Source organism: Actinotalea ferrariae CF5-4 (genome assembly GCF_000603945.1).
GTDB lineage: Bacteria > Actinomycetota > Actinomycetes > Actinomycetales > Cellulomonadaceae > Actinotalea > Actinotalea ferrariae.
On record NZ_AXCW01000097.1, the window covers coordinates 1 to 16,800 of the forward strand.

13 protein-coding genes are annotated in these 16,800 nt (G+C 72.9%); 5 read left to right on the top strand and 8 right to left on the bottom strand.

The annotated features are described in order from the left end of the window. Positions 1-2,503 (bottom strand): glycosyl hydrolase (locus N866_RS22115; RefSeq protein WP_034226060.1); only part of this gene is annotated, 2,503 nt, incomplete at its 3' end. Positions 2,504-2,806: 303 nt separating this feature from the next. Here N866_RS22115 and N866_RS10285 point away from each other — a divergent pair. The 3 genes from N866_RS10285 (at position 2,807) to N866_RS19880 (ending at position 7,533) form a co-directional block, all read left to right on the top strand. After that, complete coding sequence (locus N866_RS10285; protein WP_034226063.1) at positions 2,807-5,407, top strand: helicase C-terminal domain-containing protein; 2,601 nt, start codon at positions 2,807-2,809, stop codon at positions 5,405-5,407. Between the two features lie 138 nt (positions 5,408-5,545). Further along, positions 5,546-6,547: an ABC transporter ATP-binding protein gene (locus tag N866_RS10290; protein ID WP_034226066.1), complete on the top strand. Its 1,002-nt coding sequence runs from the start codon at positions 5,546-5,548 to the stop codon at positions 6,545-6,547. After that, a complete protein-coding gene (locus N866_RS19880) occupies positions 6,544-7,533 on the top strand; it encodes an ABC transporter permease subunit (protein WP_052022854.1) in 990 nt (329 codons plus the stop codon). The genes N866_RS10290 and N866_RS19880 overlap by 4 nt, the downstream gene beginning before the upstream one ends. A gap of 140 nt (positions 7,534-7,673) precedes the next feature. Here the strand turns inward: N866_RS19880 and N866_RS19885 are convergent, their stop codons facing one another. Together N866_RS19885 and N866_RS10305 are read right to left on the bottom strand one after the other, a co-directional pair. After that, complete coding sequence (locus N866_RS19885) at positions 7,674-8,453, bottom strand: sigma-70 family RNA polymerase sigma factor (protein WP_155855292.1); 780 nt, start codon at positions 8,451-8,453, stop codon at positions 7,674-7,676. A 47-nt stretch (positions 8,454-8,500) separates the two neighbouring features. Beyond that, positions 8,501-8,740, bottom strand: coding sequence for a YgaP family membrane protein (locus N866_RS10305; RefSeq protein ID WP_052022857.1), 240 nt, complete (start codon positions 8,738-8,740; stop codon positions 8,501-8,503). Positions 8,741-8,925: 185 nt separating this feature from the next. Here N866_RS10305 and N866_RS10310 point away from each other — a divergent pair, with 185 nt between their 5' ends. After that, on the top strand, positions 8,926-9,612 hold the full coding sequence (locus N866_RS10310) for a hypothetical protein (RefSeq protein WP_034226073.1): 687 nt from the start codon (positions 8,926-8,928) through the stop codon (positions 9,610-9,612). A gap of 56 nt (positions 9,613-9,668) precedes the next feature. Here the strand turns inward: N866_RS10310 and N866_RS10315 are convergent, their stop codons facing one another. The 5 genes from N866_RS10315 to N866_RS10335 all read right to left on the bottom strand — a co-directional run bounded on the left by N866_RS10315 (position 9,669) and on the right by N866_RS10335 (position 15,414). After that, positions 9,669-10,589 carry a hypothetical protein gene (locus tag N866_RS10315; RefSeq protein ID WP_155855293.1) on the bottom strand — a complete coding sequence of 307 codons (921 nt, stop codon included), beginning with the start codon at positions 10,587-10,589 and terminating at the stop codon, positions 9,669-9,671. A 151-nt stretch (positions 10,590-10,740) separates the two neighbouring features. Further along, on the bottom strand, positions 10,741-12,147 hold the full coding sequence (locus N866_RS10320; RefSeq protein ID WP_081802544.1) for an MFS transporter: 1,407 nt from the start codon (positions 12,145-12,147) through the stop codon (positions 10,741-10,743). Positions 12,148-12,330: 183 nt separating this feature from the next. Further along, positions 12,331-12,702, bottom strand: a complete 372-nt coding sequence (locus N866_RS10325; protein ID WP_155855294.1) for a hypothetical protein — start codon at positions 12,700-12,702, stop codon at positions 12,331-12,333. Positions 12,703-13,052: 350 nt separating this feature from the next. Continuing rightward, complete coding sequence (locus N866_RS10330; protein WP_155855295.1) at positions 13,053-14,879, bottom strand: coiled-coil domain-containing protein; 1,827 nt, start codon at positions 14,877-14,879, stop codon at positions 13,053-13,055. A 67-nt stretch (positions 14,880-14,946) separates the two neighbouring features. Then, positions 14,947-15,414, bottom strand: a complete 468-nt coding sequence (locus tag N866_RS10335; RefSeq protein ID WP_034226080.1) for a hypothetical protein — start codon at positions 15,412-15,414, stop codon at positions 14,947-14,949. A 119-nt stretch (positions 15,415-15,533) separates the two neighbouring features. Here N866_RS10335 and N866_RS19890 point away from each other — a divergent pair, with 119 nt between their 5' ends. Then, positions 15,534-16,775 (top strand): DNA sulfur modification protein DndB, encoded by a 1,242-nt coding sequence (locus N866_RS19890; protein WP_052022859.1) that lies wholly within the window; start codon positions 15,534-15,536, stop codon positions 16,773-16,775. The last annotated feature ends 25 nt before the right edge of the window (positions 16,776-16,800 follow it).

Here is a 16,800-nt window from a genome sequence, read left to right on the forward strand (position 1 = left end):
TCGGCGTCGGCGTCGGCGTAGGCGTCGGGGTGGGCGTCGGCGTCGGCGTCGGCGTAGGCGTGGGGGTCGGCGTCGGGGTGGGGGTCGGCGTCGTGCCCGTCCCGCCCGTCGCGTTGCCACCGGACCACGTGATCGCACCCGTCGTCGCCGTCTTGCCGGGGGCCACGTCCAGGCGCGTCCCGTCGGAGAAGGTGACGGTCAGCGGGGTGCTGCGCAGGTTGGACGCGACGTACGTCCGCTTGCCGTCCTTGACGAACACCGCGGCCGACGGCGCGTTCGCCGTCACCGTCGCGTCGAGGCGCCCCAGGGCCGCGAGGTTCGCGATCCAGTGGAACGTGTGCGGGCGGGACTCGCCCTCCTCGACCGCGTAGGCGGGGTCGGCGTTCAGCGCGGCCAGCGCCTTGGGGGCGTCGGCGAGCGCGAGGTAGGACCAGTGGACGTCCTTCCACACCGTGGGCGCACCCGGCTTGAGCTTCTGCATGTTCGCGTAGTTGGTGAGGACGTTGTCCGGGCGCAGGCCCAGGTACAGGTGCCCGGCGGTGATCGGCATCATGTTGATGCCCTGGATCATCTCCGGCTCACCGGAGAACCAGGTGGCGTAGGCGCCGCCGGAGCCCCAGATCATGCCGACGGTCTGGTGGCCGTAGGTGGTCGGCATCGCGCCGGCCTCGTTGAACCAGTACTGCTGGATCGCGGCGGCCTGGGTGGCGTGCAGGTAGATGCCGGCGTCGCGCGCGGCGGTGTCACCGGTCGCGATGCCCCACTGGATGAGGCCCGAGGCGAAGTGCTGGCCCTCGGAGCTGGACTCCTGGTTGTTGCCGTTGACGAACGAGCCGTGCCCGGACGCCCAGTCGTGCCCGGCGTAGATGTCGAACCCGCGCAGGTAGGGGTAGCGGGTCTCGGTGCGGTCGTAGCCGTTGGCGTCGGCGATGAGCTCGTCGACCATGCCGCCGTACTGCTGCGCCCACGTCGGGTCGAAGCGCGCGAGGGTCGCGGCCGCGGCGACGTAGTAGCCGTAGTGGAAGTGGTGGTCGTTGAGCTCCTTGTCCGACCCGTACGACGCCGGGAAGCCGACGAGCGTGCCCCAGTTGGCGTTGTACGAGAAGAGCTGACCGGTCTCGCCGGGGGTGGCGGTGAACCAGTTGGTCAGCGTGGCCTTGATCTGCGCCAGGGCCTTGTCGCGGACGTCGGTGCGGCCGACCTGGTCGGCGATGTCGGCGATGCGCGCGGCGCGGTTGAGCGCCTTGCCGGTCCAGTAGGTGTCCGTGGAGACCGTCGCCATCGGGTCGGCGGCGACCTCGGCGAGGAGGGCGTCCAGACGCGTCTTCGCGTCACCGGTGCTGGTCGCGACGGCGGGCAGCTCCGGCAGGACGCCCGTGAACGGGGTGGTCGTGGTGAACGACGTCGCGCCGACCAGCGTGGCCATGGCCCCGCGCGGCGAGGCGTAGGTGCGGGCGGACTTCGCGCCGGCGCTCGGGCCGTCGCCGGTGGCGCCGGTGAGGTAGGCGTTCTGGTGCGGGTACAGGGACAGGACCGTCCCGCGGACCGTGCCCTCGCGCGCCGTCGTCTGCGCCGTGTAGGTGGTCCGGACCTTCGAGGTCGCCTCGTCGTACGTGTAGTCCGCGCGTGTGCCGGTGACGTGGGCGTGGGCGTACGGGGCGTACGACGACGCCTGGGCGCGGCGCGTGGCGTCCGTGTCCGAGGGCGTCGTCGGCAGCACGGCGACGGAGAGGTAGCCCTTGCCGGCGAGCGTGCTGGTCAGGGTCGTGCCGGACTGGGTCCAGGCGGCGCCGGTCGGGGCGAACGCGACGTAGTCGCTGCCGCCGGACGTGAAGCCGATGCGGGCGCCGTCCTGCCACCAGATGCGCAGGTCGGCCTTCGCGGTGAGGACCGCGTCGCCGCCGCTGACGGCGTAGTAGCTGAAGGGCAGGCCGTGGCCGATGGTCGCGGTCAGGGTGCGGGTGCCGTCGGTCCAGTGCGGGGAGACGGTCCAGTCCGACCAGTCCGCGACGCGCACGACCGGGGAGGTCAGGCCGGCGACGCCGACGACGACGTCCTCGGAGTACGGGTAGTGGAACTCGCCGATGGCGCCGGTGGTGCCGTACGACGTCGGGGTCTGGACGTTGCCGATGCCCAGGCCCGTGGTGAGCGGCTGGAAGGAGGCGGGGTGGGCGTGCAGCGGCTCGCTGGTGCCGCAGTTCCACTTCTTGAAGACGAGGGAGGACCACCAGTCGTTGGTGGGGACCGGGCCCTTGGGGGCGGTGTCGGTGAGGTAGGCGCGGGCGTTCGTCGCGAGGGCGGCGCAGCCCTCGGGGGCGGGTCCGACGGGGCTCGTGGTGTACGAGCCCGAGCCGACGGTCTGGGTGTTCGCGGTGGCGGTGGCGGCGCTGACCATGCCGGTCAGGGCGATGGCCGCGGTGGAGAGGGCCGCGACGATGCGGCGGTGACGGCGACGCTGCCGTGCGGTGGCGGGTGGTGGCGGGGTGGCGCGGGTGGTGCTCATGGGGCGCTGTTCGGTTTTCACCCGGGTGAAGTGAGGGGATCTCGGCGACGGGATTCGCGCCGACCATCGGCGCTGGTCGTGGGGCTGAGACCGGTCTCACCGTGGAACCTGGGGGACGTTTCGGACGCCTTGGCCGTCCGTGCTGGTCATCACTTGATCGGCTCGGAGGGCCGGAGGCCGCGCGGCACGGTGGAGGCGTTGACGAGACGTCCGCGATGTGACGCAGACCACATTGCCGCGGTTCGCCCACAGGCGGCGGGCACGCACCTTCGCCCGGGCCCTCAGCACCGGCAGGATGGTCCGGTGCTGACCGACCTCGCGCAGTGGCTCACCACCCTCGACGCCGACGCGCTGCACCGGGTCACGGTCCTGCGCCACGACGTGCTGCTCGGGGCGCCGGTCCGGGACCTGCCCGACCTCGCCGAGCGCCTCGCCCACCCCGCCTCGGTCGCCTCCGTCGTCCGCGAGCTCCCCGTGCCGGCGGTGCAGGCCCTGGAGGTGCTGCAGGCGCTGGGCGCCGGGGCGTCGTCCGACCGCGCAGCCGCGGTGCTCCAGCCCGGCGGACGGGACCCGCAGGAGCACGGCGAGGCCGTCGACGGCGTGGTGGGGCACCTGGTGGACTGCGCCCTCGCCTGGCCGGACGGCACCGGACGCCTCCGCCTCAACCCGGGGGTCCTGGCTGTGCTCGGCACCCCGCTGGGCCTCGGGCGGCCGGGCGCCCTCCTCGTCGCCGAGGTGCCGGCCGCGGAGCTGCAGAAGATCACTCGGCGGTGGGGCCTGGACGTGCCCAAGCGCAAGGCCGAGCTCGTCGACGCCGTGCTGGGCGTGCTGGGGGACCCGTCCGCCGTCCGGCGCCTGGTGGGTGAGGCGCCGCCGCAGGTGACGGACGTGCTGCTGCAGCAGGCCGGCGATGCCGCAGCCCGGTGGCCGCACCGGTGGGGCGGCGTCGTCGTCGCCGTGCCCGACGCCGTGCCCGACGACGACGTGCCCGACGACGACGTGCCCTGGTACCTGCGCGACCAGGCGGCGTTCGGGCGGCACCGCGTCGCGTCCGCGTGGGCGGTGGAGAACGGGCTCGCGTACGGGCCCCGGTACGAACCGCTGTACGCCCAGGTCCCGAGCGAGGTGCTCCTCGCGCTGGTCGCCCCGACCCTCCGCGCGCCGTTCGACCCGGTCCCGCCGCCCCTGCCGACGACGCCCGTGGCGCCCGCCCAGATCGCCGCTGCGGCGTCCGGCGCCGTCACGGAGCTCCTCGGCACGGTGATGGCGACGCTGGAGCACCTGGCCCGCACGCCGGCCACGGCGCTCAAGGCGGGGGGCGTCGGTGCGCGGGAGATCGCGCGGGTGGCGAAGGTGGTCGGGGCGCCGCCGTCGGACGTGCGGTTCGCCCTCGAGCTGGCGGTGCACCTGAACCTCCTGGACGCGGTGGCGCCCGGCCGGCTCGGCGTCAGCGACGCGTTCGGGGCGTGGCGGGCATCGGCCCCGGCCCGTCGTGCGGCGGAGCTCGTCCAGTCCTGGGCCGGCATGCACTACGCACCGACCCAGGACCGCGGCGCGGACGGTTCGTCGCAGCCGGCGCTGGCGCGCTACGACACCGGCGACACCGCCGTCGCGGCCCGCGCCGCGGTGCTGGGGCTGTTGCGGGACCTGCCCGACGAGGTCGGTGTCACCACGGCCGACGCGGTCGAGGCGACGGTGGCGTGGCAGCTCCCGGTCGTGCTCGGTGCGGCGGACGGGGACCTCGTCCGGAGGACGCTCACGGAGGCGGAGCGGCTCGGCCTCGTCGCCCTCGGTCGGTTGACGGCGATCGGTGACCGGCTCTTCACCGGCGGCACGGTCGACGCCCTGGCCGACGCCCTGGCCGGGATGGTGCCGGACGTCCAGACCCGCGCCGTCGTCGGCTCGGACCTCACCGTCGTGGTCATGGGCACCCCGGCGGCGGAGGTCGTCGACCTGCTGGACGCGGTCGCGGAGCGGGAGGCGCGCGGTCAGGCGTCGACGTGGCGGCTGACGCCCGCGAGCGTGCGCGGTGCGCTGGACGCGGGGTACGCCCAGGACGACGTGCTCGCCGCGCTGCGCCGGGTCGGCGGCGGGGCGCTGCCGCAGTCGCTGGAGTACCTCGTCCGCGACGTCGGCCGGCGACACGGGCACGTGCAGGTGCGCCCTTCCGCGGCGGTCGTGGTGGGGGAGGACCCGGCGCTGGTCGCGGAGATCGCGGCGCACCGGTCCCTGCGGCGGCTCGGCCTGCACGCGGTCGCCCCGACGGTCCTGGTGGCCTCGGCTCCCGTGGACGCGGTGCTCGCCGGCCTGCGGGACGCCGGCTACCTCCCGGTCGAGGCCGCCGCCGACGGCGCGCCGGTGGTCGCGGTGCGTCGTCTGGCCCTCGCGCAGGAGGGCGAGGCCGCGGACGGCGGGGTGTCCGACGACGGGGGGACCGACGGCGACGTGGCGACCCAGGGCGAGGCGGACGCCGACGGCGGCTCGGACCCCGACGTGGACCCGGACGCCGTGCTCGCGAGGTGGGCGGCCGAGATGGCGGTGGACGACGGCGACGAGCCCGGCCCGGGTCCGGCATCGCGCCGCGAGTCGGCCGCCGACGTCGTGGCGCGCCTGCTGCGCGGCGAGGCGCCACCCCACCAGGACGCGTCGGCGCGCCTCGCGGCCGAGCTGGCGCGGCAGGCCCGGCGGCTCAGCGGCACGGAGATCGACCAGCTGGCGCACGCGATCGTGCACCGGCTGCCCGTGCGGATCCGGTACCGGTCCCGTTCCGGCGGGGTGTCGGTGCGGGTCGTCTCCCAGCTGGAGGTGCGCTACGGCTACCTCGTCGGGTGGTGCCACCTGCGGGAGGAGACGCGGATGTTCGCGCTGGAGAGTGTGCTGGGGGTCATCGCAGAACCCGGGTGACGGCCCCGTCCGGCCGGCCACAGGGGTGTGTGCCGGTCACCCGCGACCGGCGGCCGGGGCCAGCTTCCCCGTCACCGCTGCCACACTGGGCGCGCCCCGCGTCGCCGGTGACGCAGCGGGCTCGGACAAGGGGGAGTCGTGACCGTCGCCGACGAGTACGCCGTCGTCACCAAGGACCTGCGCAAGACGTACCGCACGGCCCGCGGCACCCGCGTCGCCGTCGACAGCCTGTCGCTGCGGGTCCCGGTCGGCGGCGTCCACGGGTTCCTGGGGCCCAACGGCTCGGGCAAGACGACGACGATCCGCATGCTGCTCGGGCTGGTGCGCGCGGACGCGGGGCGCATCCGGATCTTCGGCCACCACGTGCCCGAGGCGCTGCCGGAGGTGGTCGGGCGGGTGGGTGCGATCGTCGAGTCGCCGAAGTTCCTGCCGAGCTTCTCCGGCCGGCGCAGCCTCACGCTCCTGGCCGACGCGATCGACGCCCCGACGGGCCGCGTCGACGAGGTCCTCGAGGCCACCGCCCTGCGCGAGCGCGCCGACGACGCGTTCTCCGCCTACTCCCTCGGCATGAAGCAGCGGCTGGCGATCGCCGCGACGCTGCTCAAGCGGCCGGACCTGCTCATCTTCGACGAGCCGACCAACGGCCTGGACCCCGCCGGCATCCACGAGATCCGCACGACGATGCGCCGGCTCGCGGACGAGGGGCGGACGGTCCTGGTGAGCAGCCACATCCTCGCCGAGGTGGAGCAGGTCGCGGACACGGTGTCGATCGTCGGCCGCGGGCGGCTGCTCGCGACGGGCACGGTCGCGGAGGTCATCGGGGACCGGGGCGGGGCCGTCCGCGTCGGGGTGCCGGACCCGGCGCGCGCCGCGCAGGTGCTTGCCGCGGCGGGGCTCACGGTCCGGCCCGACGGCGACCGGCTGCTCGTCGAGGGCGAGCGCGAGCCGGGCCGCATCACGTGGCTGCTCGCGCAGCAGAACCTGTGGGTGCACGAGCTCACGCCGGTCCGCGCGGGCCTGGAGGGCGTGTTCCTCGAGCTGACGCAGGGGACGTCGCTCGGGGCGCCACCGCCCGACGGCGACGCTCCACCCGGGGGTGCCGCGGCGCCGTCGTCGGCGGCTGCGGGGGGTGCGCGGTGAGGCTCCTGGCGGTGGAGGTGCGGCGGATCCGGGCGCGCCGGCTCGTGCTGCTGGTGGTGCTCGCCGGTCTCGGGGCGATCGCGCTCGTGCTGGCCGGGACTTGGCAGAGCGCGCGGCCGCTGACGGACGCGCAGATCGAGGACGCGGAGCGGCAGTACGCGTTCGCGCTGGAGGACTGGGAGGCGAACGGCGAGCAGATGGTCGCGGACTGCCTCGAGCAGCAGGAGCGCGAGTCCGAGCTGACGGGCGGGCCGGTCGACTTCGGCTGCGAGCAGATGGGCCCGCCGCAGGAGGAGTGGTTCTTCCCGCAGGCCAACGAGCTGGCGCAGACGTTCGTGCCGCTGTTGTCGTCGACGGCGACGCTGCTGGTGCTGCTGGTCTTCGCGATCGGCGTGACGTCGACGGCGGCGGAGATGAGCTCCGGCTCGATGTCGACGTGGCTGACGTTCGTGCCGCAGCGGATGCGGGTCCTGTTCTCCAAGGTCGGAGCGGCGGTGCTGGTCGGGCTACCGCTGACGCTGCTGCTGGTGCTCGTGCTCGTCGCCGGGCTGGTCGGTGTGCACGCCGCGAACGACGCCCTCGGGGATCTGACCGGCGAGGTGTGGACCGACGTCGCGTGGACGGTGCTGCGGATCGTGCTGCTCGGCGGGGTCGTCGCGGGGGTGGGGGCGGCGCTGGGCGTGCTGCTGCGGCACACGGGCGTTGCGCTGGGCGTGGTGCTCGGGTACGCGGTGGTGGTCGAGGCGATCCTCGGCAGCCTCGTCACGCGGCTGCAGCCGTTCCTGCTGCGCACGACGATGACCGGCTGGATCGAGGGCGGGACGTCGTACTGGGTCAACGAGTGCACGGTGACCGAGCGCGGGACGGAGTGCATGGGGACCGAGGTGCCGGTGTCGCTGCTGCAGAGCTCGCTGGTGCTGGTGGTCGCCGTGGCGGTGGTGCTCGGGGTGACGGCGCTGGTGTTCCGGCGGCGCGACGTCGGCTGAGGCGCTGGTCCCGGACCGCGGCGGTGGCGTTGGGGTCCGGCCCCTCCCGTTCGGTACGCCGCCCGGGAGGGCCGGACACCGTGCTTGTGTCGGCCGCGGCCGGTTGCTTGCGGCGTCAGCCGCTGCGGTGGGCCGTGCGGTCAGTCCGCCGCCGACGTGAGAGCGGCGATCCGCTCCGCCAGGGTCGGCGGGACCACGGTGTCCGGGTCCCGCATCCGCCCGAGCGCCGCGGTCGCGCTGACCAGCCCCGCGTACAGCGGCGGGCACGTGGGACAGATGGCGAGGTGCTGCTCCACCACCCTGCGGTCCCGCTGCACCAGCTGGCCGTCGAGGTAGTCGCTGACGAGGACGCGCGCGTCCCAGCACCTGCCCGGCACGCCCTGGAGCGCCTGACGGCGTTCCACCCCGCCGGCCAGGGCCGTGACAAGCAGCATCCGGCCGCGGCGGATGCGCTGCTTCGCTGCGGCGAGTCCGATCCGCTGCACCTGCGCCACCTCCGGGGCCGTCATGCCCTCGGCGTCGTGCAGGACGACCGCGGACCGGTAGATGAACGGCAGTCGCGCGAGGGCGTCCCGGAGCTCCTCGGCCGTCTCGGCGCGCTCGACGACCCGGTGGCTGTCCACCGTCCACGACCCCTGCGCCCAGGTGGTGGCGAACCGGCTGTCGTCCTCGGCCTCCTCCAGCAGGTCGCCCCCGGCCACCTCCCTGCGGCGCCGGGAGCTGTCGACGGCGAGGTTGTGGAGGATCCGGTGCAGCCAGGTCGCCACCGCGGAGTCCCCGCGGAACGTGTCGGCGCGGGCGAGGGCGCGCGCCACGGTCTCCTGCACGAGGTCCTCGGCCTCGTCCGGCCCGGCGAGGGTGCGGGCGTACCGGAGGAGGCCGGGGACCTCGCCCGCCAGTGCGGCGATGTCGAGGGCCATGACAGGACGGTAGGCCGCCGGCCCCGCGGACGGCAGGGCCCGGCCGGTCACGGTGCGGAGACTCGAGCGTCGACGCGGTCCGCGACGCGCGGGCAGGTGCTCACCCCGACGAGCGCGTAGAGCGGGCACCAGCCCACCGCGCTGCTGAGGACCATGATGGCGGCCAGCGCGTAGGCCACCCAGGACAGCGCCGCGGCGGGGCCGACGAGCACGCCGACGACGACGAGGGCAGGCGCGACGAGGAACGCACGGACCGCCCGGTCCGTGGAGCTGAGGTTCTGCTTCATGACGGTGCCTCCTGTGGTGAGAGTGACACCCCATGGACGCATCGGGAGCGCCGAGGGATACCGGTGCCGGTGAGGTCGAGCGAGACCCGCGCGCGGGTGCCGTGGCCGCGGCCGCAAGAACAGGGCAAAGGCGGACACATGGTGTTCAGGAAACGCCACCGCCCACCCGACGAAGGAGTCCGCCCGTGCGCACCTCATCCCTCATCGCCGCCACGGGCGGCGCAGCCCTCCTGCTGGGTGCCGCCGCCCCGGCCGTGGCCGGCGAGCGGCCCCAGGTCGACCAGTTCATGGTCCTCGAGCAGCGGGCGACCTTCTCCTGGGTGGAGGAGGACCACGACGACGCCGCCGGGCGCCCCGGCACCGTCCACACCGGCGGGATGCTCATCGACAAGGCGTACGGCACCACGGACGTCTTCGGGTACCTCGCGGACTGGGACTGCGAGCCGGGGCAGCTGCCCGGGGGCGAGGGCTGCGTGCTTCTGACCGAGTACGAGATCGCCACCGCGGGCGCGACGCTGGACGTCGACGTCCGAGCGGGGACCGCGCACCTGAGCGGCGACGTCGTCCTCTTCGACCTGCGGATGGAGGCTCCCGAGCAGTACCTCACCGTGGACGCGCGCTGGACCAGCGACGGCACGCCCCTGCGGAGCCGGGTGCACCACAGCGACCTGTCGCCGACCGCCAAGGTCCAGGTCCACCAGCAGGGCCGGACGTGGTCCGGGCTCGGCGCGACGGGGACGGTCGGCGGGCTGGCGCTGGGTGACGAGCCGGGTGAGGTCACCGAGCACGGGCTGTGGAGCACCGACAGCCGGTACTTCTTCTGGCAGCGCGGCGGGGTCGTGCCGCCGGACGACGGGGGCGGGATGGGCTGAGGCGACGACGACGGCGGCCCGGGCGCCCGGACCGCCGTCGTCGTACCGCCGTGGCCTCAGCCGGCGGGGTCGTAGGAGAGGTCGAAGTTGTCGAAGGCGGCGCGCGCGAGCTCGAACGTCCCGTCGGCGGCGGGGCCCTCCATCGGTCCGACACTCACGAAGACGGCGGACGCCTCCCGCGCCGGCAGCGTGAGGGACAGCTCGCTCTCGTCGACGCTGACCCAGACGCCCGATCCGAGGGGTTCCATGAGGACGGCGGTGAAGGTCTGCTCCGTGCCGTCCTCGGAGTGCGTCATCTCCAGGGAGACCTTGACGCCCGGATCGGCCGCGACGCCGTCGGTCTTCTCGACCGACGTGCCCCCTCCCTCGTAGAGGTACAGCTGCCCGGAGTCGGTGATCTGCGCCGTGACGTACCAGCCGGAGTCGCCGGCGCCGTACGGCCCGCCGATGGCCGTGCCACCGTAGGACCCGGGGCCTGCGGCGACGTCCACCTGGATGCGCGCCGAGTCCATCGGGCCGACGATCCAGTAGTCGAGCATGTCGCCGATCGAGCTCTCGAGGATGAGCACGCCGCCATGGACGGTGGCGCTGCCCTTGCCGTCGTCGAACAGCTCGAAGGGGACGCCGGTGTCGCCGAACTCCTCCAGGAAGTGCTGGTCGTCGCCCTCGGGGTCGGTGTTGACGATGATGCCGCTGCGGCCCAGGAGCGCGGCGAGGCCCGCGACGAGTGCCACCACGACGACGCCCAGCACCGCCAGCCCGAGGACCAGCCGACGACGGCGTCGGGGTGGCCGGCCGTGCGGCTGCTCGGGCGTGGCGTGCCATCCGGGCGGCGGGCCCTGCGTCCACTCCGGGGGCGGCCCGCCGAGCGACTCGTGGGGAGGTGAACCCAGTACGCCGCCGGGCGGCGCCAGAGGAGGGACCGGACCCAGCGGAGGGCCGAAGCGGCTGTGTCGGTCGGGGATGTGGATGGACATCGCCCTCACCTCCACCTCCAGGCTCCGCCGGGCGGTGATGGTCGGAAGAGACGAACGTCCCGGGATCAGGCGGCGTCTCGTCGCTGCGGGGTGGGTGTTGCTCGGGGCGGTCGGGTGGGTCTGACCCGGGGGGAGCTGCGGCTCCGAGGGGTCAGGGCCGGTCGGTGGCGCTCGGCGTCGTCTCGCCGACCGCAGCGGCGCGGATCGTGGGTTGTGCCGGCTGGGGCACATCGGGCTCCTCGCCGTCGACGACGCTGGGCGCCGCCTCCCGGTACGTGCGGGACAGCGAGCGGTAGACGGGGGTGCGCAGCGCGAGCAGCGCTGCGAACAGCATGATCACGCCGGCGATGAGGAACACCAGGGCGATGCCGCGGGTCTCGCCGACGCCGAGCAGGGGGCGCAGTGCCTCGCTGCCGGCGTCGGAGCGGGCGTAGGGGATGATCCACAGCTCGGCGATCGGGGCGATGAGGAACGCGGTGATCGGGGCGGCCGCGGTCTCGAACGCCATGGCGAACCCGAAGACGCGGCCCTGGCGCTCGAGCGGGACGACGCGCTGGATGACGGTCTGCTCGGCCGCCTCGCAGGCGGGCACGAGGCAGAGGTAGAGGAAGATCCCGACGACGTAGAGCGCGGCCCACTCGCGGATGGTGAACACCGCGCCGAGGAACCCCATGGCGGCGACGGCGAGGAGCATCGTCCGCATCGGGTTGCTGCCCAGGCCGAACCGGGCGATGGCGGCGCCGCCGACGATGAACCCGGTCGAGGCGAACGCGAAGACGAGGCCCCACATCTCGACGGAGAACATCTCCAGCCCGTACGGGTCCATGAGCGCCATGTAGACGCCGCCGATGAGGTTGTTGAACGTCGCGAAGATGATGAGCGCGAACAGGCCGTGGGCGGCGCGGATGACGGCGATCGACCCGCGCAGGTCGATGGCGGCGCGGGCGTTCGCGGCCGGTGCGGCGGCGACGCGGTCCTCCGGGAACCGGACCGTGAGCAGGTGGACGAGGGTTGCCGCGGTCAGCGCGAGGGCGATGGCGAGGGTCCAGCCCATGCCGAGCAGCCCGATGGACAGGCCGCTGAGCACGCTGGTCACGATGAACGCGACGCCCTGGACGGTGCCGACCAGGCCGTTGGCGTTGGCGCGGCGCTCGTCGGGCACGAGGATCGTCACGGTCGTCGACAGCGCGATGTTGCGCATGTGCTCCACGACGGCGCCGGCGAGGATGACCACGGCGAACAGCCAGAACCAGGGCCCGTTCAGCGCGAGGAGCATCCGCTCGGGCAGGAGCAGGAACATCGCGCCCGCGACGGCGAACGCGACCAGCGTGAGCAGGCTCGACAGCCGCATGACGGCGAGCTTGCGGTGATGGTCGACGACGGTGCCGAAGAAGATGCTGCTGAACGAGATGAACAGCATGTACGCGCCGCCGATGAGCCCGGTCACCAGCACGCTGCGGGTCTCGAGGTAGGCCCAGAAGGTCAGCGCCCACCACAGGTAGCTGGTCGTGACGTTCGCGACGGCGGTGTTGCCGAGGATGTGGAAGAAGGTGCGCATCGCCGTCGGCGGGGCGGTGGGGTCGGTGACGGGGGAGGTCACGGGCGGTCCTCTCTCCTCGGCTGGCTGACGGCTTACCGACTGCAGACCGGCCTCGGGTCCCGAAGTCATCGGGGTCGCTGGGATCAGGGTCCGCCACGGTGCGGGTGAGGGTCAGCCTGATCCCGGCAGATGGCCTCGGGCTCAGGGCCGAAGATGCGCCGGAACCGTCGGAACGTGCCCGTCCAGCAGCTGCCAGCCCACCGCGAGCTGGGTCCGCCCGTGCTCAGCAGCGATCTCTTTGATCGGTCGACCCGCCCGACATGCAGCGGCTATTCGAGCTCGGTCGTCTTCGGTGTAGCCGTGCCCGGAGCGAGGGGCGTCGTGCTCGTTCGCGATGGGACCGGAGGCGCCGAGGAGAAGCCGTGTCAGGCGCGCTGCTACGTCCTTTGCGTCGACGGACATGCCGATCGCGATCTGCGCAATGCGCTCCTCCGCCAGGTAGCGGCGGAGCAGCTCTCGGGTCTCCGCGTCCGTCCACGTCCGTTCGCCTTCGTGAGCGAACGCGTCGTACAACCGGCTGCCCGTGCTCGAGCCAGTTCGAGTGACGATGCGTGAGGCCGGAGTGGCCGCAGCTTTCGGCACTGCTTCTGTCCGCGGGGATCGTCCCGCTTCGGGCGGGGCGGTCCGCGCCGTCGGCGGCGCGGACGGTCGGACCGGAGGGGGTGGGGACGGTCGGACCGGAATGGGTGCAGCGGGACGCAAGGTGCCAGGCGGAGAGTGCGTCGTAGGCGGTCGGTGAGGGCTCGGTGCGGAATGGGACGTTCGTTCGGCGTCGCGTCGAACCCGCTCCTCGCCGGGGGCGAGGAGGCGCATGAGGAGCATGCCGCCGATCAGCCCGAGGATGAACGTGATAGCGGGGTCCATCACGGCTCCACGTCGTCGTGCAGCACGACCCGGGACAGCTCGACGTGGTCTCCAAGCCGCCAGAAGTGCAGTCGCCGTGCCGCGGGGGTGTTCCGCTGGATCGCGACCCGCCAGGCGACGGCGCCGTCGACGCGGATGATCGGCGAGTCGTCGCCTCCCTGCCCACGCCGCAGCCGGTGCAGCTCGCGTCCGCCGCTCTGCTCGGCGAGGCCCGTCAGAACCTCCACCACCACGTCAAGGATCTTCTGGCGGGTCACTCCCTCCACCGCGTCGAGTGAGGTCACGAACTCAGGCCCTACCGTGTACTCCCGCATCGGCCGCTCGGACTTGTCTGCGGCCGGGATGCGAGCGACCCACCGCAGGTAGATGTCGTGGCGGAGCTGGTCGACGGGGTCGATGAAGGCCAGTGCGTCGTCATCGGGGGTTGCTTCGGGGCGTTTGCGCGCCGCCGCACTAGTCGCGCGCTTGCGAAGCTGCGTCCGCTGCCGTTCCACCTGCTCGCGCAGGCGCTGCTGCTCGGCGACGAGGTCGGTGAGTTGACGCCGCAGCGCGTCGCGCTCGGCCTCAGCCGGGCGCAGCGCGTTGACAGCGGTGGCGAGTGCGCCCTCGACCCGGTGCAGCTCGGCCTTGGCCGCGTCGAGCGTCAGGCTGAGGTCTCGTACAGCCAAGCTCGGCCTAGGCATAAGGACGGTCGTCGTCTGGACGATGGCCGGGGTCGGCGGCTGCTCGTTGACGCTGGGGACTAGGACCGGCTCGGGCACCTCCGGGTCTGGCGGAGGCACGAGCCAGGGCGGTCCACCTTGCAGCAGCGCCGGTGCGGTGAGCGGCTCCACGTCGTCGACGAGGTCATCCAGCCGCACCCTGAACCGGCCTCCCTCGCCGGAGACGACCCGTGTGACCACGGTCTCCCCCTTGGTGAAGAGGTCCGTGAGACGGTCCTTGGGGTTGCCTGTCACACCGGCGGCCGGCACGGGGACCACGACGTCCGGATGCAGCGCGAGGTGGACCATGTCCGGACGAACCCGCTCGACCCGCGCGAGGACGACGTCGCCGGCTGCGTAGTGAGCGACCGCGGTCACACCCGCGCGCAGTGCGGCTGTCACGTCGAGGCGTCGGGTCTCCCGGTCGAGCCGGCCCTGCACCCTCATCCCCCGGCGGAGCAGCTGGTCGAGTGGCACGCCCGGTGCGGTCAGCTCCTGCCAGACGGTGGCGACTCCGTCGTCGTCGAGGGAGACCATGGCGCGCGACGGCGCTACGAGCGCCGCGACGACTCCCGCGACAATCGGTGACGGCTCGGCCTCCGCGCGGCCGCGGGCGTGGTCCGCGCCCATGGTGAGCGCATCGCTGACCAGGCGCTCGGTTGCACGCGCGTTCTCGTGCTCACCGAAGCAGAACCGCAGCGGGGAGACGTAGGGGTCTGTAGTCCAGTCAAGGCCGACCGGGTACACCCGGCCTGCGCCGCCGTACACCTGCGTCATCGCGGGCAGCAGTTCCGAGAGCCGCCACGACGTCTCGTCTGTGGGCAGGAGCACTACCTCGGCGATGCCCCGCACGGCCTGCGCAAGGTCGTCGACGTCGATCAGCGGCTCGGTGCGAGAGGAGGGGATCGACACGACGACGACCGGCCAGGACCGACCTGGGTCCAGGAGATGTCCCGCCAGCCACTCGGCGTCCCTCGATCCGTGCACGCGCCGCACACCGGCCGGAGTGCGGCCGGCCGTCGCCGACGTCCCGCCGTTGGTCGCGGCGCCCGGCGGAAGGTCGACGCTTACACAGCGCTCCTCGGGGTGGCGACGTGCCTCCCGGTGGCGGTTGCGGCTGGGCATGAGCGTCCCCCTTCGTCCGTGATCACTCTGCCACGGTCCACCGACACGGAGCTGACCTGCGTGCGGTTCAGAAGGCGAGGACGAGCACGCCGCTGAGGTCGAGCCTCACACCGCGACTGCGGGACAGGCGTGTGATGTCGTCCACCACCGGTCGGGCTGTCAGCGTGCCCTTGTACCGGGCCGGCGCGACGATGACGAGCCACCGGATGTCCTGCATGGCCGCGGCGGCGAGGACCGACAAGAGGGCGGCATTGTTCGAACGCGCCCGGCCGGTCTGCACGCTCACAGCGGCACCGCTGCTGCCGCGGGCGAGGTCGATCTCGGAGGCCGCGAAGGTGTCCCTCTCCGGCACGCCCAAGCCGTGAGCTCTGGCTGCCGGCGCGAGCGCGCCGAGAAGGTCGGTGCGATGCAGGCCGCCATCCGGTGTCTCGGTGCCCGCGGCGACGGCCATGAGCGACTTGAGGTCGGTGGTGAGCGCCGCGATGTCGCCAGGAACGGACGGCGCACCGGGGTCGAAGAGGATCCAGCCGTACATGCCGTGAGCTTGCCGGCGTTGCTGATGTCGGTGCGCGACATCGGGGGTGAACTTCCATCAAGCTCGGCTGCGGCAGTGCCGACGACAGTGGGAGACCCGACCACCCAGGGGAGCGAGACGTGAAGGACGACGGGCATGCCTACCCGGCTCACCGGTACAGCAGGGGAGGGATCGCCGTATTCGTTGTCGCGGTTCCGCTTCGAGCCGTTGCTGAGCTCCTGCCCGAGCCGGACCCTGCGCACAAGTTCCCGGGCAACCGTCGGGTCGACCTCGCGCACGCCGAGGGATTCGCCCAATACTGGCAACTCAACGAGCGGTGGGCGACGCCCCCGCTCCTGCTCGACACGGAGGAGCGGCTCGGCGACCGGTTTGAGATCCAGACATCGGTGTCGCCTGTCTCGAGCGGCATGCTGCAGTTCCCCGAGGACTCCAAGACAATTCTCGAGATCCTCGACGGGCAGCACCGGATCCTCGGCTGGCACATCGCCGCCGAGCAAATCGCCGCAGGCCTCAGGTCGAGCGGCCGGGCACTCGAGAATGCGCACCTGTTGGGTGATCTCGGAGCCAGACGTAGCGCCGAAGCGGCGCTCGACCGATGGAGTCGGCTGTCGGAGCGACTCAACACGGAGTGCGTGACGCTGGAGATCTTCGAGGGCGTGGGGATCGAGGAGCACAGGCAGTTCTTCTCGGACATTGCCACTAACGCCAAGGGCATCACCAAGTCCCAGGTAGCCTCCTTCGACCAGCGCGATCTCGTCAACCGCGTTGCCGCCGAGGTTGCGGGGAAGCATTCCCTGGTCGAAGGCATCGTCGACTTCGAGAAGGACCGGATGGCGGGCGCGAGCGAGAACCTGCTCTCTGCCAAGACCCTGGTCGACATCGTTCGTGCCGTCGCCATCGGGTTCGAGTCCCGAGCCACCCAGAAGAGGGAGGCGCTCCTCGACTCTGCCGACGTGAGGGACGTGACTCTCCGATTCCTCGACGTGCTGTTGGACGAGGTTCCGGGGTTGGCTGACGTCGCGGCCGGCACCGAGAGCGCAGCGTCACTCCGATCGCGCAGCCTTGTCGCCTCTGCGACGATCCTTCGCTGTCTCGCTGGTGCCTACCGGATGGTGGCTGTCGACGGGATCGACGAACTCAGCCCGCGGGTGGACGAGGGCGGCGAAGCAACTTTCCGCCGCCTGCTCCGTCATCTCGTCGGATCGTGGGGATTTCCTGTCGACCGCCGCTGGATGGCCACCGGTTACTTCCCACACGCGGGCAGCCGCGCGCCCTCGTCGAGGGCGCAGGACCTCAAGGGCCTCACGATGACGCTCGCCACCTGGGCGCGGGACGGGGTCCCATCGGCCGGTGACCGTTAAGGGGCTCTTCGGATCTATGCGTGGT

Excerpts from the sequence above, each read along its gene's own strand:
- N866_RS10315 (WP_155855293.1), bottom strand. The coding sequence starts at position 10,589 with ATGTCCATCCACATCCCCGACCGACACAGCCGCTTCGGCCCTCCGCTG.
- N866_RS10335 (WP_034226080.1), bottom strand. The coding sequence starts at position 15,414 with ATGTACGGCTGGATCCTCTTCGACCCCGGTGCGCCGTCCGTTCCTGGC.
- N866_RS19885 (WP_155855292.1), bottom strand. The coding sequence starts at position 8,453 with ATGGCCCTCGACATCGCCGCACTGGCGGGCGAGGTCCCCGGCCTCCTC.
- N866_RS10320 (WP_081802544.1), bottom strand. The coding sequence starts at position 12,147 with ATGCGCACCTTCTTCCACATCCTCGGCAACACCGCCGTCGCGAACGTC.
- N866_RS10330 (WP_155855295.1), bottom strand. The coding sequence starts at position 14,879 with ATGCCCAGCCGCAACCGCCACCGGGAGGCACGTCGCCACCCCGAGGAG.
- N866_RS10305 (WP_052022857.1), bottom strand. The coding sequence starts at position 8,740 with ATGAAGCAGAACCTCAGCTCCACGGACCGGGCGGTCCGTGCGTTCCTC.